At 42.4% G+C, this 22,340-nt stretch carries 28 protein-coding genes; 13 read left to right on the forward strand and 15 right to left on the reverse strand.

Annotated features, from left to right (window positions below):
• Positions 1–5 precede the first annotated feature (5 nt).
• Positions 6–197: a gamma-type small acid-soluble spore protein gene (locus CYL18_RS12260; protein ID WP_104849811.1), complete on the reverse strand. Its 192-nt coding sequence runs from the start codon at positions 195–197 to the stop codon at positions 6–8.
• Between the two features lie 116 nt (positions 198–313).
• Here CYL18_RS12260 and CYL18_RS12265 point away from each other — a divergent pair, with 116 nt between their 5' ends.
• Positions 314–538, forward strand: coding sequence for a hypothetical protein (locus tag CYL18_RS12265; protein ID WP_104849812.1), 225 nt, complete (start codon positions 314–316; stop codon positions 536–538).
• A 26-nt stretch (positions 539–564) separates the two neighbouring features.
• Here the strand turns inward: CYL18_RS12265 and mutY are convergent, their stop codons facing one another.
• Entirely contained in the window at positions 565–1,647 is a 1,083-nt protein-coding gene (gene mutY, locus CYL18_RS12270) for an A/G-specific adenine glycosylase (protein ID WP_104849813.1), read from the reverse strand.
• Positions 1,648–1,831: 184 nt separating this feature from the next.
• On the opposite strand from mutY, the gene CYL18_RS12275 reads away from it, so the two are divergent.
• Both CYL18_RS12275 and CYL18_RS12280 read left to right on the forward strand, forming a co-directional pair.
• Entirely contained in the window at positions 1,832–2,812 is a 981-nt protein-coding gene (locus CYL18_RS12275) for a metal-dependent hydrolase (RefSeq protein WP_104849814.1), read from the forward strand.
• Positions 2,813–2,890: 78 nt separating this feature from the next.
• Positions 2,891–3,052: a small, acid-soluble spore protein K gene (locus CYL18_RS12280; RefSeq protein ID WP_104849815.1), complete on the forward strand. Its 162-nt coding sequence runs from the start codon at positions 2,891–2,893 to the stop codon at positions 3,050–3,052.
• Between the two features lie 41 nt (positions 3,053–3,093).
• On the opposite strand, the gene CYL18_RS12285 is transcribed toward CYL18_RS12280, so the two are convergent.
• Complete coding sequence (locus CYL18_RS12285; protein ID WP_104849816.1) at positions 3,094–3,411, reverse strand: YfhH family protein; 318 nt, start codon at positions 3,409–3,411, stop codon at positions 3,094–3,096.
• 15 nt (positions 3,412–3,426) lie between these two features.
• Complete coding sequence (gene recX, locus CYL18_RS12290; RefSeq protein ID WP_104849817.1) at positions 3,427–4,257, reverse strand: recombination regulator RecX; 831 nt, start codon at positions 4,255–4,257, stop codon at positions 3,427–3,429.
• Between the two features lie 130 nt (positions 4,258–4,387).
• Between recX and CYL18_RS12295 the strand changes: the two genes are divergently transcribed.
• Entirely contained in the window at positions 4,388–4,516 is a 129-nt protein-coding gene (locus CYL18_RS12295) for a YfhE family protein (RefSeq protein ID WP_104849818.1), read from the forward strand.
• 85 nt (positions 4,517–4,601) lie between these two features.
• Positions 4,602–4,784, forward strand: coding sequence for a YfhD family protein (locus CYL18_RS12300; protein WP_104849819.1), 183 nt, complete (start codon positions 4,602–4,604; stop codon positions 4,782–4,784).
• 51 nt (positions 4,785–4,835) lie between these two features.
• Here the strand turns inward: CYL18_RS12300 and CYL18_RS12305 are convergent, their stop codons facing one another.
• The gene (locus CYL18_RS12305) at positions 4,836–5,357 is read right to left on the reverse strand and encodes a hypothetical protein (RefSeq protein ID WP_104849820.1); all 522 of its coding nucleotides are present in this window, start codon (positions 5,355–5,357) and stop codon (positions 4,836–4,838) included.
• A gap of 202 nt (positions 5,358–5,559) precedes the next feature.
• Between CYL18_RS12305 and CYL18_RS12310 the strand changes: the two genes are divergently transcribed.
• Complete coding sequence (locus tag CYL18_RS12310) at positions 5,560–7,113, forward strand: ABC-F family ATP-binding cassette domain-containing protein (RefSeq protein ID WP_104849821.1); 1,554 nt, start codon at positions 5,560–5,562, stop codon at positions 7,111–7,113.
• Between the two features lie 45 nt (positions 7,114–7,158).
• On the opposite strand, the gene CYL18_RS12315 is transcribed toward CYL18_RS12310, so the two are convergent.
• The 3 genes from CYL18_RS12315 to CYL18_RS12325 all read right to left on the reverse strand — a co-directional run bounded on the left by CYL18_RS12315 (position 7,159) and on the right by CYL18_RS12325 (position 10,044).
• The gene (locus CYL18_RS12315) at positions 7,159–8,298 is read right to left on the reverse strand and encodes a zinc-dependent alcohol dehydrogenase (protein WP_104849822.1); all 1,140 of its coding nucleotides are present in this window, start codon (positions 8,296–8,298) and stop codon (positions 7,159–7,161) included.
• 161 nt (positions 8,299–8,459) lie between these two features.
• Positions 8,460–8,894 carry a ferritin-like domain-containing protein gene (locus tag CYL18_RS12320; RefSeq protein WP_104849823.1) on the reverse strand — a complete coding sequence of 145 codons (435 nt, stop codon included), beginning with the start codon at positions 8,892–8,894 and terminating at the stop codon, positions 8,460–8,462.
• Between the two features lie 589 nt (positions 8,895–9,483).
• Complete coding sequence (locus CYL18_RS12325; protein WP_104849824.1) at positions 9,484–10,044, reverse strand: general stress protein; 561 nt, start codon at positions 10,042–10,044, stop codon at positions 9,484–9,486.
• Positions 10,045–10,189: 145 nt separating this feature from the next.
• Between CYL18_RS12325 and CYL18_RS12330 the strand changes: the two genes are divergently transcribed.
• Complete coding sequence (locus CYL18_RS12330) at positions 10,190–10,507, forward strand: DUF948 domain-containing protein (protein ID WP_104849825.1); 318 nt, start codon at positions 10,190–10,192, stop codon at positions 10,505–10,507.
• Positions 10,508–10,552: 45 nt separating this feature from the next.
• On the opposite strand, the gene CYL18_RS19510 is transcribed toward CYL18_RS12330, so the two are convergent.
• Positions 10,553–10,672 (reverse strand): DUF1887 family protein, encoded by a 120-nt coding sequence (locus CYL18_RS19510; RefSeq protein ID WP_236636439.1) that lies wholly within the window; start codon positions 10,670–10,672, stop codon positions 10,553–10,555.
• Positions 10,673–11,234: 562 nt separating this feature from the next.
• Here CYL18_RS19510 and CYL18_RS12335 point away from each other — a divergent pair.
• From CYL18_RS12335 to qoxD, 5 genes are all read left to right on the forward strand, one after another.
• A complete protein-coding gene (locus CYL18_RS12335) occupies positions 11,235–11,375 on the forward strand; it encodes a BA3454 family stress response protein (RefSeq protein WP_104849826.1) in 141 nt (46 codons plus the stop codon).
• A 252-nt stretch (positions 11,376–11,627) separates the two neighbouring features.
• Positions 11,628–12,512, forward strand: a complete 885-nt coding sequence (gene qoxA / locus CYL18_RS12340; RefSeq protein WP_104849827.1) for a cytochrome aa3 quinol oxidase subunit II — start codon at positions 11,628–11,630, stop codon at positions 12,510–12,512.
• 25 nt (positions 12,513–12,537) lie between these two features.
• Positions 12,538–14,481, forward strand: coding sequence for a cytochrome aa3 quinol oxidase subunit I (qoxB, locus tag CYL18_RS12345; RefSeq protein WP_104849828.1), 1,944 nt, complete (start codon positions 12,538–12,540; stop codon positions 14,479–14,481).
• Complete coding sequence (gene qoxC / locus CYL18_RS12350; protein WP_104849829.1) at positions 14,478–15,074, forward strand: cytochrome aa3 quinol oxidase subunit III; 597 nt, start codon at positions 14,478–14,480, stop codon at positions 15,072–15,074. The genes qoxB and qoxC overlap by 4 nt, the downstream gene beginning before the upstream one ends.
• 1 nt (position 15,075) lies before the next feature.
• On the forward strand, positions 15,076–15,369 hold the full coding sequence (qoxD, locus tag CYL18_RS12355) for a cytochrome aa3 quinol oxidase subunit IV (RefSeq protein WP_104849830.1): 294 nt from the start codon (positions 15,076–15,078) through the stop codon (positions 15,367–15,369).
• Between the two features lie 127 nt (positions 15,370–15,496).
• Here qoxD and CYL18_RS12360 read toward each other — a convergent pair whose 3' ends face one another.
• From CYL18_RS12360 to CYL18_RS12375, 4 genes are all read right to left on the reverse strand, one after another.
• Positions 15,497–16,066 carry a manganese catalase family protein gene (locus CYL18_RS12360; RefSeq protein WP_104849831.1) on the reverse strand — a complete coding sequence of 190 codons (570 nt, stop codon included), beginning with the start codon at positions 16,064–16,066 and terminating at the stop codon, positions 15,497–15,499.
• Between the two features lie 18 nt (positions 16,067–16,084).
• On the reverse strand, positions 16,085–16,348 hold the full coding sequence (locus tag CYL18_RS12365) for a spore coat protein CotJB (protein ID WP_104849832.1): 264 nt from the start codon (positions 16,346–16,348) through the stop codon (positions 16,085–16,087).
• Positions 16,349–16,354: 6 nt separating this feature from the next.
• On the reverse strand, positions 16,355–16,594 hold the full coding sequence (locus tag CYL18_RS12370; RefSeq protein ID WP_104849833.1) for a spore coat associated protein CotJA: 240 nt from the start codon (positions 16,592–16,594) through the stop codon (positions 16,355–16,357).
• A 131-nt stretch (positions 16,595–16,725) separates the two neighbouring features.
• On the reverse strand, positions 16,726–17,103 hold the full coding sequence (locus tag CYL18_RS12375) for a VOC family protein (protein ID WP_236636442.1): 378 nt from the start codon (positions 17,101–17,103) through the stop codon (positions 16,726–16,728).
• Positions 17,104–17,289: 186 nt separating this feature from the next.
• Between CYL18_RS12375 and CYL18_RS12380 the strand changes: the two genes are divergently transcribed.
• The gene (locus CYL18_RS12380; protein WP_104849834.1) at positions 17,290–18,429 is read left to right on the forward strand and encodes a fused response regulator/phosphatase; all 1,140 of its coding nucleotides are present in this window, start codon (positions 17,290–17,292) and stop codon (positions 18,427–18,429) included.
• A gap of 239 nt (positions 18,430–18,668) precedes the next feature.
• On the opposite strand, the gene CYL18_RS12385 is transcribed toward CYL18_RS12380, so the two are convergent.
• Both CYL18_RS12385 and CYL18_RS12390 read right to left on the reverse strand, forming a co-directional pair.
• Positions 18,669–19,511 carry a CheR family methyltransferase gene (locus CYL18_RS12385; protein WP_236636444.1) on the reverse strand — a complete coding sequence of 281 codons (843 nt, stop codon included), beginning with the start codon at positions 19,509–19,511 and terminating at the stop codon, positions 18,669–18,671.
• Between the two features lie 22 nt (positions 19,512–19,533).
• Positions 19,534–22,335, reverse strand: coding sequence for a response regulator (locus CYL18_RS12390; RefSeq protein WP_104849835.1), 2,802 nt, complete (start codon positions 22,333–22,335; stop codon positions 19,534–19,536).
• Positions 22,336–22,340: the final 5 nt, after the last annotated feature.

A 22,340-nucleotide genomic window follows, 5' to 3' on the forward strand; every position in this document is an offset into this window, starting at 1 on the left:
TTAAATTAAGATTGGTTTCCGAAGTTTCCGGAGTTTTTCGCTTTGTTTTTTTCAGCTTTTTGGTTAGCTTCTCTTACGCTTTGCACATCTGTTTCAGATGCAAATTCAGAGCCGTATTGACCTTGGCTTTGACCTGCAGATTGTGCGTTTTGTTGTCTCACCATGTTAGCGTTTGTTTTTGAACTGTTGTTAGCCATTAATATCACCTCCACAAATATTAATTTGCCCAAGGCTGACTTTGTTATTCAAAACTTTTTATGATGATTAATCAGCTTTACGGAAAACTAACTATACAATAAAGGAGGACTCCACTATGTATGTAGGACGAGATATGACAGCGCTATCAATGATTAAAAAGGAGGAGTGGAAAGATACGGAACTAGAGTATTTTCATCATTCCCTCATGCAGGTTATGCCTTACTTAAATGTCGAGGGTCATACGCTTCAACGTGAAATTGTGGAAGAAATTGAACGGCGCGGCGGATTAACTCGCTATGAGGCTGATTGGACTCATGGCACACGCATATCCTATGACTGACGAAAAAAACAGTGGCGGTTAATCCGTCACTGTTTTCCGTTTATTACATGCGCTTCATAAATTTTTTGGTGGGATACAGGCAGGGCATAATGCTGAAAGTCCTCATCCCTGACAAAGGCGATTTTACGATTCGTCTCGGTGAATTGTTCAACATTCTCGACTTTGGCTTCATAAGCAGTGATTTCCCAAATGAGATGGGAAAAGACATGGCTGATTTTTCCGATTGGCCTTAGGTCTTCCAAAACAATATGATTATCCCTTGCCATCACCTGCTTTAGTTTCTCTAAACTGTCAACTTCATAATTCGGGAATTCCCATAAACCGGCGAGCAGCCCAGACGAAGGTCTTTTTTGGATAACCATCCTCCCGCTCGGGTCCACAATAACAACTGCACTTAAATGCACCGTCTTCACTTTCTTAGCCTTCGTCTTAACAGGCAGTTCTTGCTGCAAACCTTTTTCAAATGCCTGGCAATGCTCTCTCACCGGGCAAAGCAGACAAGACGGTTTTGTCGGCGTGCATATCAATGCACCAAGCTCCATTAAAGCCTGATTAAATTCTGACGTATGATCATGGTCAATTAATTCGCGAACAGCCTGCTCAAATATTTTTCTTGTGGCAGGTTTGGCGATATCATCATAAATTTCTAATATACGCGAAAGCACCCTCATGACATTCCCATCAACCGCAGGTTCCGGAAGTCCATAAGCAATACTTAAAATGGCCCCTGCCGTGTAAGGGCCGACACCCTTCAAGCGGCTAATCTCTTCAGGTGTATTCGGAACGACTCCGCCATAGCTCTCTTTCACTTCTTTAACAGCGCTATGGAGATTTCGTACCCTTGAATAGTAACCAAGGCCCTCCCAAGCCTTGAGGATTCTCTCCTCATCTGCCTCAGCAAAATCCTCAATCGTCGGGAACCACTCCATAAATCGTTCGTAGTAAGGAATAACCGTATCTACACGCGTTTGCTGCAGCATGATTTCTGATACCCAGACCCTATAAGGATCTTTATTTAATCGCCATGGGAGTTCCCGCTGTTCTTCAATAAACCAATTGACTAAATCTTCTCTGAATTGCTCAATATTATTACTGGCTAACTTCTTCACGTTTCCTCCTGGTTATGTTAAATATTCGGGTAAAAAGGGAATATAAACATAATAGAAATATACTTAGTAAGGTTAATTTCTACATTGTAAATCATCCATTTCGGTATGGAAAGTAATTAAATTATGGATAGTATAGACATATAGCCTTTCATCTTAGTCTGTTAGCGGCAAAGGAGGACTTCATATGGATACCGGTACACATCTCGTTATGGGCATTGCACTCGGCGGGCTCGCTACATTAGATCCCCTCGTGGCAAATAGCTCATATACCGCGACTGCTGTTATGATTGGTACCGTGCTAGGTTCACAAGCACCTGATATCGACACTGTTTTGAAAATGCGCAATAATGCTGTTTATATAAGAAATCATCGGGGAATAACCCATTCCATTCCCTTTGTCTTATTGTGGCCGATTTTGATAACTGCAGCAGCCTCGTTTATTTTCCCAGAAGCGAATATGCTGCATACCTGGATCTGGACCTTTTTAGCCGTGTTCCTTCATGTATTCGTTGATATATTTAATGCATACGGAACCCAGGCTATCAGGCCATTATCCTCACGTTGGGTTGCACTCGGCATCATCAACACATTTGACCCATTTATCTTCGGGGTTCATATTGCCGGCTTAATCTTATGGGCTTTCGGCCTCCCGCCTGGTCCGACTTTTATCATGGTGTATATTATTCTGATTGGGTATTATCTTGCCAGGATTCTCGAACATAGATCCATCAAAGCACTCGTACGTGAAAAAATTCCTGATGCAAGACGGATTATCCTGTCACCAACCATGCGCTATCATAAATGGAAGATTGCTGTCACGACTGGTGATAAATATTATGTTGCCATTGCCGATAACCGGGAAATCACCATCCTCGACACATTTGAGCGGCATCCATTGCCCGACAGCCCTGTCCTTGATGCAGCATTAAAGGATGTCAACCTATCGGCATTCGTCTCATTCTCTCCTGTTTATCGGTGGGAAATCAGCTATGAGCAAGAAATGTTCACAGTCCGCTTCATTGACCTCCGTTATCGGAGCAGAGGACGATATCCGTTCGTGGCAATCGTTCACCTAGATGATCAGTTAAATATCCTGAATTCGTTTACTGGTTGGGTATTTACCGAGGAAAAGCTTCAAAAGAAATTAAATGTCATCACTGGCTGATGGGAAATATTCGCATGCCTATTTCAGTTAGCACTCCCCATACTAATAGGGAATACAAGAAGAAAGGCATGATACTTGATGAGAAATAAAGAAACTGGATTCCCTTATCAGCATGACGATAAATTTAGAGCCGATGCCCCCCGGGCCAAATCCAAATACGCCTCAAAGCGTGCGGATGGGACAACTAACACGCATCCTCAGGAACGGATGCATGCCTCAAACCACCGGGATGAGGATTAGACTCAAAATAAAACCGCCCTGTACCTGGGCGGTTTCTTGTTCTATTTGAGTGTTTGCAGTAAAGAAATCGGCAAGCCCTCTTCTTCCCCTTTATTTAAGCGAAATCCCCAGGCAAAGACACCCTTCAAATATTCAACCTTAAAATATTCGCCCGGAGCACCGTCAATCCCGTAAATTTCTCCTGGCTTAAATTCCTTCGGATCAAGCGAATAAGCCTTTGCCATTACCGCTCTGCGCTTATGAACGGCAAACTCATTTACCATTCCCAGCTGCTCTGCTTTCCTTGCCTTCTCATTTAAGTCTGCAATAGCCTGTCTCAATTCATGCTCTGTCATTTGACTAAATTTCTTTTCATCCATCCCTCATTGCCCCTCTCACAGTTCGTATTCTTGATTGTCAATTCTCTCTTTTCCTAACTCAACAAACTTATTGATTAAGTCCATTTGAAACCCTTTACGGAATAAGGCAGTCTTCATCTTCTGCCCATACTCCCTATCATCAAGCCTTGCATATTTGCGGTGGAATTTCTGTCCTGCGAGCACTAGGCTATCCCATTCACTATCTTCATCCTCTGCCGCAAGCTCATCTGCCACGGAGGCTGCAAGCCCCATATCAAATCCTTTCCGAGTCAAAAAAAGCACAGCTTTTTGCTTAGCTTCCTTATATGAGCCCTTGCTTTTATTCAATGATTTTTGCGCCAAGGCTTGCGCATTCTCCCATTGAAGCTCAGCAGTGTATTGCTCGAGCGCTTCTTCCTGTATCTGGACGGAAATGCCTTTTTCACTTAGTTCCCTTTTAATGAGGCTTGGCCCCTTTTTCGAGACATTCATTTGGGTCCTGACATAGGCTTTGGCATATTCCTCATCATTGACATATTTATATTCACGCAATTTATGCATGGCTTCATCAATTACGGCTTCTTCCCATTCCTTCTCTGCCAGGTAAGCGACAATCTCACTCTCTGACCTCATACGGTAAGACAGGTAATGAACAGCCGATTGGAAAGCCTTCTGAACATGGTCGCGATACTGGATTTCCATGATAGCAAGCTCATCAACCTCCATCCCCTTAGAAAGCCGCATGCGGACAAGGAGGTCTTCATCCACACTAAACCCATACTTTTCTGCTTTTCCCTCATCGAATAAGTAAATATTAAAGCGGTTTTTATTCCTCTTTTGCTGCTCAATCTTCAAGATAATCGGCATCTCTCTTCACCTCCTCCTTTAATGTAGCATAATGTGATTCATTCTTCCTATCTAAAGAAATATCCGGAGAATAATTCAGGTTTATTTTGGAAAGTCTAGTTATGTAAAATCTGTGCAGGAGGAATGAAAAATGGACAAGAAAAAACGTGATAACATGAAAAGTACTTTAAGCTCAACGCAACAAGTAATGTACCAGCGTGAATTCAAACGCGCCGACCGTGCTGGCGGCTTCAGCGGTCCAAAAGGCGTACGTCCGTAAAATTCCCTGGAACTTATGAGGCTAACAGGCGGCCAATTGCACATACTATCCTTTGAGAACATTCTTCTTAGAGGAGGGAACTGCAATGGGCAGGTATAATCACAACTTAGTTCACGCTAAATCCCGAAGCCTGACAGGTAACAAGCAAGGCCTATCAGATGGAATCGATGTAGAATTCTCAGAGGCGCTTGCTGATCACGATGACCTCGTGGCACAGGAGAGAGCTAAAGCCGCTGATGAGCGAGCTAAGGCTCGCGCCAGTAAATAGTAAACGGCCCGCTAATCAGTTATCCCTGATTAGCGGGCCGTTTTCTTATTCTTAGGAGTTTACTTCAGCATTTAGATTAGGGTTTGAAAGATCGAGCTCTCCAAAGATGTCGTTGATCATTTTAGAGCCAAGATTGAATGATTCATTGGCTTCATCCATCGTTTCGGATGAATTTCCATCAAGAATTTCCGCCTTCTTGCTGTAAGACGTTTGGATTGCTTCAATCGCTACATTCAGGTTGTTTTTATAGTCACTTAATCCCTCTGGAACCTCTAACTCACCAAGAGCCTTTCCAGTTGCTTTTGCGGATTCAGAAGCAGCGTCTCTATCCTCATCAGTAAGCTTATCTGGCTCTTCAGATAGTTCATATGTATTCAATGCTCCATCATTCGCATTGATTGTATTAGCTAATGAGAGATAGAAATCAAGCATATCGCTTTTAACATCCTCTTTTGTTTGGACTGAATCATTGCTCTTATCATCAGATGATTCCTCAGATGAGGAAGAACAGCCCACTACAAGGATGAGAGCAAATGCCATTATCATACCTAGCCCTAAAAATTTGTTTTTCATACTTTCCATCCCTTTCCAAGGTTTTGATGCATTGTATATCATACAACTTTTTGAACTGTTCGTAAACATCTGAATAATTACAACAGTCCAATCTCTCTCAGTAATGGAAATGAATATGTTAATCTAGGCATTTTCGCATAAATATTGTACTATTAAATGCGAGATGAACCATTAATTACAAACAAGAGTCAGGAGAATGGACATGATATTATCAGTCAAGAATCTAAGTCATGGATTTGGTGATCGTGCCATCTTCAACGATGTATCGTTTCGTCTGTTAAAAGGGGAACATATCGGTCTCGTTGGAGCAAATGGCGAAGGCAAATCCACCTTCATGAATATTGTTACCGGCCAATTGGAGCCTGATGAAGGAAAGGTTGAATGGAACAAGAAAGTCCGTACCGGCTACCTTGATCAGCATGCCGTTCTCGAAAAAGGCATGACTATACGTGATGTATTAAAAACAGCATTCCAATATTTATTCGATATCGAGCAAGAGATGAATGACATCTTCGCAAAAATGGGCGACGCATCCCCAGAGGAATTAGAAGCATTGCTTGAGGAATCAGGTGTTCTTCAAGATATCCTGACCAATAATGATTTCTATGTCATTGACGCAAAGGTAGAAGAAATCGCACGCGGTCTAGGACTTGATGAAATTGGGCTCGAGCGTGATGTTCAAGATTTGAGCGGCGGACAAAGAACCAAGGTACTGCTTGCGAAGCTGCTCTTAGAGAAGCCAGATATCCTCCTTTTGGATGAGCCGACAAACTATTTGGATGAGCAGCATATTGAATGGCTAAAGCGTTACTTGCAAAATTATGAGAATGCATTCATTCTCATCTCACATGATATCCCATTCCTCAATAGTGTTATCAATCTTGTCTACCATATGGAAAACCAAGAGCTGACACGCTATGTCGGAAACTACGATGACTTCATGAAGGTCTATGAGGTGAAAAAGCAACAGCTTGAAGCGGCCTATAAACGCCAGCAGCAAGAAATCAATGATCTGAAGGATTTCGTTGCCCGCAACAAAGCACGCGTATCTACACGTAATATGGCGATGTCCCGTCAGAAAAAGCTTGATAAGATGGAAGTCATAGAGCTTGCGAAGGAACGTCCAAAACCTGAGTTCCATTTCCGCGAAGCCCGCACATCAGGCAAGCTAATCTTTGAGACGAAGGATTTAGTCATCGGCTATAATGAACCATTGTCAAGACCACTTAATCTTCGGATGGAGCGCGGTCAGAAGGTAGCCTTCACAGGAGCAAACGGAATCGGGAAAACAACTCTTCTTCGCAGCATCCTCGGAGAATTGAAGCCAATTTCCGGACAGGTTGAGCTTGGGGAGCACTTGTATATCGGCTATTTCGAGCAGGAAGTCAAAAATCCATCGACCAATACATGCATCGAGGAAATTTGGCAGGAGTTCCCCTCTTATAACCAAGCCGAAATCCGCGCGGCTCTCGCGAAATGCGGTTTGACGACAAAGCATATTGAGAGCAGGGTTGATGTTTTAAGCGGCGGTGAAAAAGCGAAGGTACGACTTTGCAAGCTTATCAACCGTGAAAACAATCTGCTTGTACTCGATGAGCCAACTAACCATCTTGATGTCGATGCGAAGGAAGAATTAAAACGTGCATTAAAGGCGTTTAAGGGAAGCATTCTTCTTATCAGCCATGAGCCTGATTTCTATCAGGATATCGCAACAGATGTATGGAATTGTGAAACATGGACAACAAAGGTGTTCTAATCATGAAAAAAACCCTGCAGCCGGAGAAGGCTGCAGGGTTTTTATTTACGGCTTTAAGATGACCTTCGTGCAATCATCTTCATGCTCATTGAACAAGGAGTAAGCCTTTGCGGCTTCAGTAAGCGGCATCTTATGTGTGATGATCTCTCTCGGGTCAATCTTCCCTTCCTCAATCATCTTATATAGACGAGGCATATAGTGGATAACAGGTGCTTGTCCTGTTTTGATTGTGACATTGCGAGAGAAGAATTTCTCAAGCGGGAACATATTATAGGTCATGCCGTAAACGCCAGTCAGCTGAACGGTGCCGAATTTTCGGACAGCATCTGTCGCAATTTTAATCGCACTCAAGGTTCCGCCTTGAAGCATTAACTTTTGTTCAATCTTTTCAATGGCTGACTTCTTCCCGTCCATTCCGACACAATCAATAACTGCATCAGCTCCGCCATTCGTTAAATCTTTTAGATAGCTGCCGGTATCATTGTAATCCATCAAATTAACGGTTTCTACCTTGTTGATTTTTTCAGCTTGCTTCAAGCGATAATCCAAATAATCAACCGCAATTACACGCTTGGCACCAGCCAGCCAGGCGAATTTCTGGGTCATCAATCCGATGGGACCGCATCCAAGGACAACGACCGTATCATCGGGCTTAACGCCGGCATGCTCGACACTCCATAAAGCGGTTGGCAGCACGTCTGACATAAACAAGACCTGTTCATCCTCAAGCTCGGAGGATTCCGGGATGACAAATGGCATGAAATTTGCAAAAGGAACACGCAAATATTCAGCTTGTCCGCCAGGATGATTCCCATACCGCTCCGTATAACCGAAATATCCGCCAGTATCCTGATGAGGATTGGATTCCGAATGATCACATTGGCTTTCCATTTCATTTTGGCAATAGAAGCATTGACCGCAGGAAACATTAAATGGAATGACGACTCTGTCTCCCTTTTTCACCTTCGTGACTTCTGGTCCTACTTCTTCCACAATGCCCATTGGTTCATGACCAATTACATAACCTTTGCTGATTGGCATATTCCCTTGATAAATATGCAAGTCTGATCCGCATATCGCTGTAGAAGTAATTTTGACAATAATATCATCATTTTTTTGCAATTTAGGATCTTCTACTTCTTTTACCTGAATATCCTTTGCTCCTTGATACGTTACAGCCCGCATTTTTCAGCCTCCTATAAATTAGGTTCTTATTCCTTATTCCCAAACAGATAGGCGCCTATGCCAAATAAGCAAAAAATGTAAAATAAAAAAATATAGGCGGACACATATCCAGTATAGGGATTCTATCCTGATCAATTGCGCCGCCTTCACTCTTTTCCTTATCACTTATTCTTAATCCATAGATACAGAAACCATACAGCGTGCTGCTGCTCATCCTTGGCGGCACGTGTGAAGACTTGCTTAACAGCAGTATTCGTTGACTGATCAGCAATCGTTAAATACCGATCCACTGTGTTCTGTTCATCAATCAATGCGGCCTCAAGGCCTAGCTCATAAGCATCTGGGCATTCCTCAATCAGCTCAGGTTTAGGTTCGCGACCGTAAATACCGGAATAAAGCTTTACGAGCTCAGTAAAGTGCTTAATTTCATCTTTACGAATTTCAAGGATTCTCTCTCTTTCTTGTTCATTCGGCGCCATTCTCGCAAGCTTCTCATAACATTTGATGGCAGTATACTCTCCATCGATAGACTGTTTTATTTGCTTGATCAACTGATCGACCGCATTTTGCTGCTCTCTCGAATAGTAGTTATACATTCGTTCCCCTCCTCACGTCTTCACATTACTCTATGACGTACACCTAATTTAGGTTCGATCCGCTGATGGAGTTTTTAATGAAAAAATTCTGGGTATATATAAACTGTGGCTGTTAAAGAGTACACGTGGTTATCTAACAAATGGGCATAGTTTCCGAATAATTTGACAGGATATGAATAAAGGTATATACTTAAAATAATGTAATAAAAGTGACGTACTAGTGGAGATGTAAACATATATGGCATTCTGCAAAAATGTTTTTAATCGGAACACTTATTCACACTGGATCGGCTTCGGAGCCGTAAGGATATAAGAGAGGTAGGGCTTATATCGTTTAAGTAAAACGTCCAAGTGGAATAGATAACCGCGGCAAGTTTACATGTACGCGCTTCATAAAGATTAACCATCTTAATTCATTATCAAGACGGAACAGACTTTTATATAGTTTGTTCCGTTTTTTTATGCCCCCAAAAAATTAGTATCGCTCACAAACAAATGTCTCTTAAATCTATTCATCTGCCCATGCGTAGACCCCAAAATTGAAGGATACAGCAACGGAATAGAAAAAAGGCCCGTAAAGGCCTTTTTCTTATACTTCTGTATTTCCTCGCAAATTAGGGTCTCCTCCAGTTGTTGGATTGATTGCTTCTGACCTTGTTCTTTCCGCCTGTACCAATGGATCATCTGATTTTTCATACGTATCCCTGTCAGTGTGTTTCTTTTGAGCATCAGGGTCAATTAAAACAAGGATTTTTCCTGATTCAACATCTCTTTCATACCGCTGGGCATCTTCATCTGGGATGCCCATACCAGCAAGCGCCCCTGCCAGACCGCCTGCGCCAATTCCGGCTGCCATACCGCTTAACGTCGCGGCAATGGGACCAGCTGCAACGATTGGACCCACACCTGGAATAGCTAATGCCCCTATACCTGCCAGCAAGCCCGTAAGCCCGCCAAGGACACCACCTGTAGCAGCTCCTGCTGCTAAACCATTGTCTACCTTTGTCTTGTCCGTTATATTCTTTGTTTCTTCCTTATCTTTCGCGACGACAGATATTTCTTCGCGTCCGTATCCCTCTTCTTGCAGCTTCTTTACTGCCTTTACTGCCTCTTCTCCGCTATCGTAAACACCAATTACTTTCTTATCCATTCATCTCACCCTTTCCATATATTCATCCTTATGGGAACAATACCCTCCACTTCATGCGAATAACCCATTTTTGTTTCTTTGTTACTTCTGCAATTTTCAGGGTATTATAGAATAAGTGAAACGTAAGCCGTAAGGAGGAATCATTATGTTTATCGTATGGATTAGTGTAGCACTCATCATTGCTTCCCTTGTCTTTCTTGGCAGTACCGCTGTCAAAACAATGAAGGAAGCGAAACCGGTCATCACCAAAATGAATGCTACCATCACCCGCATCAAACAACAGACCGATACAATCAAAATGCAAACAGATCACCTAACTGCAACTCAAGCTAGAATGACGGAGGATATGGAATACAAAAAGAACGCCATCAATTACCCAGTAAATGAAGCGAAACAGATTGTACCGCGCTTGAAGACTCTATGGGCTGCCACACCGTTTTCAGATGTGATTTCTAAGAAATAATCATAATGAGGAACGCCTGGGTAGAAGTGGGCGTTCCTCTTTTCATTATGCAGGAAAGATTTCAAGAAGGTCGCGAAGGGATTGAATATGATACTCTGTTCCATCAAGCTCCCTCTCATCGGCAAAGCCAAAATGACAGGCGATAGCCGAAAAAACGATCGCCAATCATATAGCCTCCTTCTTCGGCAGAGCAGCAAAATGAGTCTGTAAATCCCCTCCTTTTTCCTTCCTTGCACTAATTCAATACATAGGGGGGAATCAAAATACTCCTTTATTCCTTGCGACTCTAAGATTCGCTCTAGATATGCATTGGAACAATTGCTGGCCGTCGTCAGCTTATGGCCTCTCCGCTTTAGCTCAGTCCTGTTGTTTCTGCCAATGTTCCATCAAAATCGAATATTAATAGTGCTAAAAGTACTACCTCCCATTCGAGAATCATGCATTTCTTCCTGGTACAATCAGTATCAACAGGAAAATGAAACCAAAATGTGTGGATTTTTTATGAACTTTAATATATAATATACTTAACCCCCAAACATAAACCTATGTTTAAGGTCAGCCCGCTTCGGGAATAAAATAATTTTTACTCCTTTCTTCACCGCCTAGTACTCGTATCTTCTACTAAATAACCAAACACTCACCAATACTCATTTACAGTCATTTTTTGCGCATCTATTTTATGCGTTTATTTATCGAATCAATTTTTAACAAAAGGAGCGATCTAACAATGATGAATGTTACAGTTTTAGTTGATTACATGGGAAAACATTATACAACCAACGTACTGGCTCAAAGAGGCACTGATGAATCTAAGATTATGCAGTTGGCCTATGAACAAGTTCGTAAACAATGGACACCAGTTAAATAACTAGATGCTTCATCCAGCCGTCAGGGAATATTCCCTGGCGGTTTTTTAATTCCCTTTCATCATCTCGAAAAACGGTCAAATAAACAAAATTATATTTAAATAAAATAATGACCAATTATCACTCTTTCATTTAACAGAAAAAACCAAAGGTTATCATTTGAATTAGGGGTCCACTACTTTTATCATTAAGTTAAGGTAAGATTTTTTAATATAATATATTTTCAAAAAAAATCTATAGAAAGGAGCTTCCCCATGAAGAAATTTTGGCTTTCTCTTACCGTCTCTTCATTGGCACTTGCAGGATTAAGCGGATGTAATCTTATCACTGTCCTGAATCCTAAAGGGCCGCAAGCAGAAATCCAGTCAGACACGATTATTTTCTCAATGTATGTTATGGCTGGGATTTTAATTATTGTTTATGCGCTTTTTATTTTTATGATTGTGAAGTATCGAGCAAAGAACCAGCCGATCGATTATGAGCCACCATACATCAAGGGAAATACGTGGCTGGAGATTATTTGGACAGCGATTCCGATTATTATTGTTATCGTTCTATCAGTCGTGACAGTTAAGACCACTTTCCAAGTGGAAAGCACACCTGCTGGTCATGAGAAAGATGAACCGCTTGTCATCTATGCTGCCTCATCAAACTGGAAGTGGCATTTCAGTTATCCGGAACTAGGCATTGAAACCGTCAACTATGTCAATATTCCGACAGACAGGGCCGTTGAGTTCAAGCTTTATAGCTATGGTCCAATCACAAGCTTTTGGATTCCGCAGCTTGCCGGACAGAAATATGCCATGAGCGATATGGTGACCACCTTGCATTTGGTTGCAGATGAAGAAGGCGATTATTTTGGACGTAACGCAAATTTCAGCGGTGAAGGATTTGCCCAAATGGAGTTCATATGTGAGGCCATGTCTGAAGAGGAATTTAATGAATGGGCCGATGAGGTGCAAACAGCTGCTGAGCCATTGACAGAGGAAGAGTTTGATGAGCTTCTTGATACCGAGTATATGGGAATAGCCACCTACTCTTCTACTCATCTAGATTTCAAACCAGCTCCTGTATGGCCATTCCATCAACCTGATGAGGATGGCGGCAGCAATACAGGAACGGACGGACATACTCACTAATCCTTTAAAGAAAGGAGTCATCACCATGAAATGGGATGAGTTTTTTGTTACAGGCGATCCGCTAATTTATGGTGCAATGGTCAGCATCGTCGTTGCAAGCTTGGCTATCTTAATTACATTGGCCGTAACCAAAAGATTTGGCTGGCTATGGCGCGAATGGCTTACGACTGTCGACCATAAACGCATTGGCATCATGTACATCCTCGCTGCTCTCTTGATGCTTTTCCGTGGCGGGGTTGATGCGTTAATGATGCGTCTCCAACTGGCGACGCCTGATATGACGTTCTTAGCTTCACAGCATTATAATGAAGTCTTTTCAACACACGGAACCATCATGATTTTGTTCATGGCGATGCCGTTTGTGCTCGGCATGATGAATCTCGTCGTCCCGCTTCAGATTGGGGCAAGAGATGTTGCGTTTCCAACTTTGAATGCCGTCAGCTTTTGGCTGTTCTTTGCTGGTGCTATGCTCTATAATCTATCATTCGTTATTGGCGGTTCACCAGATGCTGGATGGAGTGCCTATTTTCCGCTCGCAAGCAATGAATTCAGCGCGAGCGTCGGTCATAACTATTACTCTATCGCCATTCAGTTATCAGGCCTTGGAACATTGATGACGGGGATTAACTTTATCGTCACCATCATCAAAATGAGAGCACCAGGCATGAAAATTTGGAAGATGCCAATGTTTACATGGGCAACTTTAATTACATGCATCATTATTTTATTTGCTTTCCCTGCTTTTACCGTTGCCCTAGCTCAAATGATGTTTGATCGCCTTTTTGGCACGCAGTTCTTTTCAATGTCCAATGGCGGTATGGATATGCTTTGGGCCAATAACTTCTGGATTTGGGGACATCCTGAGGTTTATATCGTGATTCTGCCTGCGTTTGGGATTTTCAGTGATGTTATTTCTACTTTTGCGCGCAGAAATATTTATGGATATAAATCTATGGTTTTCAGCATGTTCGCCATTTCTATCTTGTCATTCCTTGTTTGGGCCCACCATTTCTATACAATGGGCCACAACGCAGCCGTCAATAACTTCTTCTCGATAGCGACTATGGCTATTGCTGTGCCGACAGGAATCAAGATTTTCAACTGGCTGTTCACTCTATATAAAGGAAAGATTGTCTTTCCAACAGCGATGCTGTACTCGCTCGCCTTCATTCCAATCTTTACGATTGGCGGGGTAACGGGTGTCATGCTGGCGATGGCAAGTGCGGATTATCAATACCATAACACCATGTTCTTGGTTGCCCACTTCCATTACGTGCTTATTCCTGGTACCGTATTCGGAATGCTCGCCGGCGTCTATTATTGGTTCCCGAAAATTTTCGGATTCCGCTTGAATGAGAAAATTGGCAAAATCAGCTTCTGGCTCATTGCGATTTTCTTTAACGTAACCTTCTTGCCATTGTTCTATCTCGGTCTCGATGGGATGGCTCGCCGGATGTATACCTATTCAGAGGCTACCGGGTATGGTCCACTTAACCTTGTCTCATCAATCGGTGCCGTCTTCTTGGCAACAGGGTTTGCGCTCATTTTCTACAATGTAATCTATAGCATAATGAAAAGCCCTAGAGAGCGCCTTGCTGACCCTTGGGATGGACGTACACTTGAATGGTCAATCCCTAGCCCAGCGCCATTCTATAATTTTGCTATAACTCCAACGGTTCAATCCGAAGAACCTGTCTGGGATTATAAGAAAAAAGATATCCCAATCTATCGGGATAAAATCAAGCCAATACACATGCCAAGCAACTCAGGAAAACCAGTCATCATGGGAGTCTTCTTCTTCTTGTGGGGCTTCTGCATGGTATTTAGCTGGTGGATTCCATCAATCATCTTCGGCGCGGCTGTTTTCATCATCATGACCACTCGTTCCTTTGAGCGTGACCATGGCTATTATGTTCCAGTCGATGAAATTATCGCGACCGAGAACATGCTGCGAGGTGAAAATCAATGAAAGTAGATACTAGTCTGCCATTAGAATATAGCACAGAAGAGAATCGCTTAAAGATCTTTGGGTTCTGGCTCTTTCTTGGAGCTGAAATCGCCTTGTTTTCCATGCTGTTCGCAACCTACTTCACGTTGCTGAACGGGACAGGCGATGGACCGACGGCACAAGAAATATTCGTGCTCAAACCAGTCATAGTGGAAACGCTTGTCCTCTTAACAAGCAGCTTCACATGCGGGTTGGCCGTTCATAGCATGCGCTTGAATTTCAAAAAGCCAATGATGACCTTCTTCATCACCACAATGTGTCTCGGCCTCGTCTTCCTTGGTGTTGAAATTCTGGAATTCGTCACCTATATTGGCGAAGGCGCAACCATGCAAACAAGCGGATTTCTCTCTAGCCTGTTCATGCTGCTTGGTACACATGGAGCCCACGTAACATTTGGCTTGTTCTGGGGTCTATGCATTCTCATTCAAGTCGTGCGCGAGGGCTTCACAGCTCAAACAACGAATAAATTCTTTATTTATTCATTATACTGGCACTTCCTGGACGTCGTCTGGATTTTCATTTTCAGTTTCGTTTATTTGAAAGGGATGATATAAGATGGTGAAACAGCTCTTTCCATTCAAGCATGTTATGGGGTATCTCTTATCCCTTGTCCTGACCTTTATAGCCCTTTCAGTCGCCTATTATGAAGTATCCTATGCGACCGCAATGGGAATCCTAAGTGTCACGGCAATCATTCAAGCCAGTGTACAGCTATTCCTATTCATGCATGTCGGGGAATCCTCTGACAAGCAGGCTGTCTATATCAATATCATTTACGCCATTTTTATTGTGCTCGTCTTTGTCTTCGGAACCTTATTCACAATGATTTGGGGACATGCGGGACATTAAAAGATGGATTGTTATAGGGCTTTGACCTTTAATAGGTTGAAGTCCTTTTATCTTGCATAGGAGCAACAGATTCTCAACAACAAAAAGCCAAATCAAATCTGATTTGGCCAACCGCCATTTCTGTACCCTAGAAAATCGTCTTCTTCCCTCGATCCTCAATAATAATTTCGACCGCCTCACGAAAACGCTGGGAGTGCACAATTTCCCTTTCCCGTAAGAAACGCAGTCCATCATTCAAATCCGGATCATCTGACATGTTGATAATCCATTGATACGTTGCCCTCGCCTTCTCTTCTGCGGCAATATCCTCATATAGATCCGCAATCGGGTCCCCCTTTGCCTGAATATAGCTCGCCGTGAACGGAACACCAGCAGCATTGTGGTAGAAAAGAGCAGAATCGTGGTTTGCATAATGATCGCCAAGTCCAGCATCACGCATTTGCTGAGGGGTTGCATCCTTTGTCAATTTATATACCATTGTCGCAATCATTTCTAAATGACTAAGCTCTTCTGTGGCGATATCATTTAACAATCCGACAACAGGGTCAGGAATCGTATACCGCTGATTCATATATCTGAGTGCGGCAGCCAGTTCCCCATCTGCTCCGCCATATTGCTCGATTAAATATTTTGCCAGCGTTGGATTACAGGTGCTCACTCGTACGGGATATTGCAATTTTTTCTCATAAAACCACATTCCTTCAGCACCTCCTCATTAAATTTGCCACGGCCAAGGGTAGGTTCCCCAACCCCAGTTGGCGTCCGTATAGCTGTTCCCAAATTGCTGAAGCGGGCCGTATTTGGACTCAAACTGCTGCTTCAATTGTCTCGATTGATGCGCCAATTCATTATATTGCTGCATCCTCTCCAGATCCTTTGGATGTGTATCTAGGTAAAGGGTTAATTCGACGATGGCAAAATCAAGTGCCTGAATTTCTTCTAGCAATTGATAAAACTCATCCGGCAATTGCTGCTTCATCGCTGTTTACCTCCTTTTCCCTTCATACGGATTCTCATAATATTCATATAAAGCCTTCCAAAGGGTTCCCCGCTTAAGTGCTTCCTTCGGAGAGAACTGCTCTAGATTCGGCGGCTGGAATCCTAAATAAAGATTAGGGGGTGTCGAATAATATTTTTTCCCGATAGGCGGACAAGGATCAAAGCGGCTATGAAAAGGAGTGTATGTCTTCATGTTGGTAAACGGCTCTCTCTTTTGTTCTGACATTATCAACACCTGCCTTTATGAAAATATCCCTTCTCATAAATCGTACGTGTAATATCCTTTTAATATGACTGAAGTTTTGCGGACAAGAATAAAACCTTCTGCCCATAATTCCTTTGCAGAAGGTTCTTGTTTTACGAACAGATTCTTTCCAATATCTCAAGCCTATTACCGAAAGGATCTTCGAGGAATATTCTATTTACGTTCGGCAATTCTTCATCCTCTATATAAGAAACTCCTCGGTGGGACAAATGCTCCTTTAAGACTTCAAGTCCTTCCACCCGAAATGCTGGATGAGCCTTCTTTGCAGGAACAAACGGCTCCAAAACGCCCAAATGCAGCTCATAATGATTGAACCTGAACCAAATACCGCCACGCCTCGCCAATTCTGCTGGTTTTTCAATGACTTCAAATCCGAGAACTCCATGGAAGAATTCATGCGCCTTCTTCTCGCCGCCTTTTGGCATTGCCAATAAAACATGGTCAATGGCTAAAAATTTCATATGACCCATATTCCATTCACTCCTCTCCTCTAAGTCAAGTATAGAGAATCCCTAACCGTTATCCTATGTCGCTTTTTTTATACAAGGCCATAAAGAATCGTTATCGGCAACATCAACTATTTGTATTTTCCCAAAAAATAAAATACGATAAATATATTAAATCAATCTGTATTTTTACGAAAAAAGGTGAAACGATTGTCCATATTAGTTGTTGATGATAATAAAGTGAATTTATTTGTAATAGAGACGATATTAAAGCAAGCTGGCTATAAGAATTTGCGAATGGCCGACTCTGCAACAGCGATGTTTACTATTTTAGAAGATGATAGACTCAAAAATGGAAAGAGTACATTTAATCTCATTTTGCTCGATATTATGATGCCGGAAATGGATGGAATTGCTGCCTGCAAGAAGCTGCAAAGCTGTCCTGCCTATAAGGATATTCCGGTCATATTCGTCACTGCGCTTGGTGACACCCATAAATTAGCTGAAGCACTTGATGCTGGCGGCACTGATTACATCATGAAACCAATTAATAAGGTCGAGCTTCTCGCTCGGATGCGTGTTGCCTTACGATTGAAGGAAGAAAAGGATTGGCATAAGGAGCAGGATGAGAAAATCAGCTATGAACTTAATTTGGCAGCCATGGTCCAAAGGAGCATTCTAAGTGAGCCGATTGCCAATGAGGATATTTCCATCACGACTTCCTATAAGCCATCCTTCAATTTGGCAGGCGATATGTATTATTGGCAGCAAATTGACGACCACCGTTATGCCGTCTTTTTGTTCGATATGATGGGACATGGCATTCCCGCTTCCTTGATGTGTATGTATATATCATCTATCATGAGGGATGCGGTCCGCAATCTGGTTGAACCTGAACAAGTCATACACGAATTAAACCGCTCGATGACCATGCTTGAGGGACACTCCAATATGACCTCGTATTACTTAACCGGAATTTATTTATTAATAGATACGGAGAATAAGAAGATTGATTATGTGAACGCCGGCCACCCGCCATGTTATCTTTATATCGATGATAATGAACTCGTACATCTGGGTCAGGGGAACACGGCCATTGGTTTCTTCAATCGCATAGAGGTCAATAAATCAACCATTCATTATAATGATAGTTTCCAAATTCTCTTATTTACTGATGGGGTAATTGAGGCCATTGATGATGATGAGAATAAGGCAATCAAGCATTTACAGTCAGCAGCCTCTCACCAATGGACGAACGAGGAGGCAGCGTCCCCACTTGATGTTATTCTTCCAAAGGAAAGACAAAAGGATCAGCATGATGATATGTGTGTCATCGTCGTACGCGGATAAAGAAAACAGGCGGAGAAACAAAATATTCCGTCTGTTTTTTCACATGCAAAAACATGCTTTCTTTTAACTGTTTGGAGCATATACCGAAATATTGCGCTCAAATCTAATAAAATGCTAATAGGACAGCATATAGATAAAATGCCTTTATTACTGCTCGGCAAGGAAGCATTTCTTATCATGCCGTACGCACCGTAAGTGATAATCCATAAAAATAAACAAGCGGGCAGCTGCCCGCTTGTTTATTTCTTTTGATATAGCCGTTGTGCACTGTCAATTTCATCAAAAGCATGGCTCATCTCCATAATTTTCAGCGATTCCTTGTTGCCGAGGCCTATAAATCCTCCTGAGCTCAATGAATCACTGAAGAGCTGGAAAACCTTTTCCTGAAGCTCCATATTGAAATAGATGATAACATTGCGGCAAATGATTACGTGAAATTCATTAAATGATCCATCTGTCACGAGGTTATGCTGAGCAAATACAATGTTCTTTGACAGGGAAGGATCAAAATAGGCATATTGTACATCCGTGTTGTAATACTCAGAGAATGCTGCCTTTCCGCCTGCCTGCAGATAATTTTTCGTATAGGCCTGCATTCGCTTCAAGGAAAATGCTCCTTGTCTCGCCTTCTCAATGACTTTCTCATTCATATCCGTCGCATAAATCTTCGCCTTATCCAAAAGCCCCTCCTCCTGCAAGAGGATGGCCATTGAATAGACCTCCTCTCCGGTAGAACATCCCGCATGCCAAATCCTGATTTCTGGAAGATCCTTTAGCTTCGGGATGATTTTCTTCCGGAAGGTATAAAAGAATTCAGGATCTCTGAACATATCCGTTACATTAATGGAGAAATCATTAAGAAGATTAGCTACATATCCTTCCTCATGGATGACTTTCTTCAATAAATCAGAAACGGTTGAAAGACGATCCCTGTTCAAGCGGTGCTCAATCCGCCGCTTAATAGACGAGCGCATATAGTCCCGGAAATCATAGCCGGTCAATCTGTATATAGCCTCTAACAATAGATCTATTTCTAAACCTACTAGCTCTTCTTCTGATGTCGGCGTTCTTCGATAGCCCACTAGCCCCTGCAACTCCCTTCAACTATTTCGTAAGCCAAACACGCATTACAGAGAATAATTGCTCCAGATTAATTGGCTTGCTAATATAATCTGTCGCTCCTGCCTCAAGACACTTCTCACGGTCTCCCTTCATTGCCTTAGCTGTTAAGGCAATAATAGGAATGGAAATGAAATCAGGATTTGAACGAATATGTCTCATTGTCTCGTATCCATCAAGCTCCGGCATCATAATATCCATCAAAATCATATCCAGATCTTGCTCTCTTTGAAGCAAATTCAAACACTCAATCCCATTCTCAGCTACCATAATTTCAACACCCTTGCTCTCTAAAGCATTCTTTAAAGCAAAAATGTTACGGTGGTCATCATCTGTAATAAGCACTCTCTTACCCTTAAAGACATCAATGAGCTCATCTGGCTCTGGTTCAGCCATAGCAACGGCTATTTCTTCATTTTCTTCTTTCTGAACTGCCACTTGCTCTAAAACTTCATTAGATATTGGCAAGTGAATAACATCATTTGTCTGTGTTTTTTGCAAGCCTTCCGGCAGATTTGGTAGGTAAACAGTAAACACGCTTCCCTCATTTTCCTTGCTATCAAGCGTAATGAATCCGCCAAGCAATTTGGCAAACTCGCGGCAGATGGATAATCCAAGTCCGGTACCGCCATATTTACGTGCTGTCGCCCCATCTGCTTGCTGGAAAGCCTCAAAGATTAAATCCTGCTTTTCTGAAGGTATGCCAAGACCGGTATCTTCGACGACTATCTTCATCCAGAAATCGGACTGAACATTTTGATCTAATGCTTCCTTCTCCTTCGTATTCTTCACTTTCTCAAGCTTCAAGGATACAGAGCCCTTATTGGTGAATTTCACGGCATTAGAAAGCAAATTCTTAATGATTTGCTGCATACGCTGTTCATCTGTATAGAAAATAGAAGGAAGATCCTCCTCAATCTCGACATTAAACGTTAATCCCTTTTGCTCCGCCATCGGCATGAATGATCGTTCAACGGTTTCGGCAATCTCACGAATATTGGTTTCATTGAAGAAGACTTCAAGCTTTCCAGCTTCAACCTTAGACAGATCAAGAATGTCATTAATTAGCATCATCAAATCATTGCCAGATGTATAAATAACCTTCGCAAATTCTCGTTCCTCTTCCGTATAATCCCCATTTGCTTTCTCTGCGAGCATTTCAGATAAGATTAGAATGCTATTTAACGGAGTCCGAAGCTCATGCGACATATTGGCAAGAAACTCTGATTTATATTTAGAGCTTTGCAGCAGCTGCTCATTCTTCGCCTCAAGCTCTTCTTTCGAGAATTCGAGCTCTTTTGACTTTTGCTCAGCTTCTTGGCTGCGCTCTTCAAGCTGCTCATTAATCATGCGCAATTCCTCAGACTGCATTTGCAGTTCCTCTGACTGGGACTGCAGCTCCTCTGCTTGTACTTGCAGCTCTTCAGTCATGGCTTGAGAATCACTTAAAAGCCGTTCAATTTCCATGCGGCTCTGAACGCTATGGATAGCCATGCCTAGCATTTCAATCATTTGGGTCAATGCCTGATATTCAAGCTCATTGAATTCCCTCATACTGGCGAATTCCAATACTGCGATTGTGTCTTTCTCATATATAATTGGCGCAATTAAGATAGCCTTTGGGCGTACTTCTCCAAGCCCTGTCTTGATTAACTGATAATCGTCGGGAATATACTCCATGCGGACAACCTTTTGATCAACAGCCGTTTGCCCAATGATTCCCTCACCAATCTTAAAGTGTTCCCTGCCCCCATCTCCATAAGAGGCTGCACGGAAAAAGAAAGACTCATCATTTTCTTTTCTCTTCAAGTAGATTGCTCCAATAGACGCTCCGAGCATAGGTGTCAGCTTAGAAACTAACCGGTCAGCCAGCTCATTGACCTGGAAGATACCCTGGTTCATCTCAGCTACCTCAGCCAAGCAGGTCTGAATCCAGTTCTGATCCGTAATTCTCTTATTATATTCCTTCTCGTTACGGGAATATTTCTCTAAAGAAGCGGACATATTGTTAAACGCGATTGCAATCCGGCCAATCTCATCTTCTGCCCTGACCTTCAGCCGCGGCATCGTTGTTGTATCCTTTAAATCTACATTGCTGATGACATCAGTAATCTCATTCAGCTCTCTTGTTGTTGATCGAATGACCCAATAGGCAATCACACATGCCAGCAATAACGAAAGGAGAATGGCGGTCCTAACGATTGCCTCTATTTCGTTGTATCGCTCTTCTGAACGAAGAAGCGCATCATTCATCAGCTCTTCTTGGAAACTAATAAACTCTGTTATCACCGGAAGTAAATCAGTCGCAGATTCATTCAGGCTAACCATTAATTCATCAAAATTATCGGGTGAGCCACTCGCCATTTCCGTTAAAACTTGGCTCTCATTCTGGGTATAAATATCATACAACGCCTTGAACTCAGCCAGAAGCTCTTCCCCGTTTTGGGTGTTGGCCATAGATTGAAGCTTCGCATAACGATCTTCTATGATAATATGATACTGATTAATTTCATCAAGGGTTTTATCAATTTCATCAGCAGACCCCTCTACTTCTGCTAACGATAAACTTCTTTGCATTCCTAAGAAATTCTTTTGGATATCATTTGTGTAACTAACCTTTTGATAGCGGTCATCCACGATTTCGAGTAAATCCCCACGTGCATTGTTCAAACGGAAAGCAATGACACTTAGAACAATAATACTTACTGCAAGCATTAAGCCAAAGCCAACTGTCAGCCGTTTAGAAAAGCTTAACCGACTTAATCTGTTCTTGTTCTCCTCGCTCATCTAGC

The sequence above is a fragment of the Pradoshia eiseniae genome (genome assembly GCF_002946355.1).
GTDB lineage: Bacteria > Bacillota > Bacilli > Bacillales > Pradoshiaceae > Pradoshia > Pradoshia eiseniae.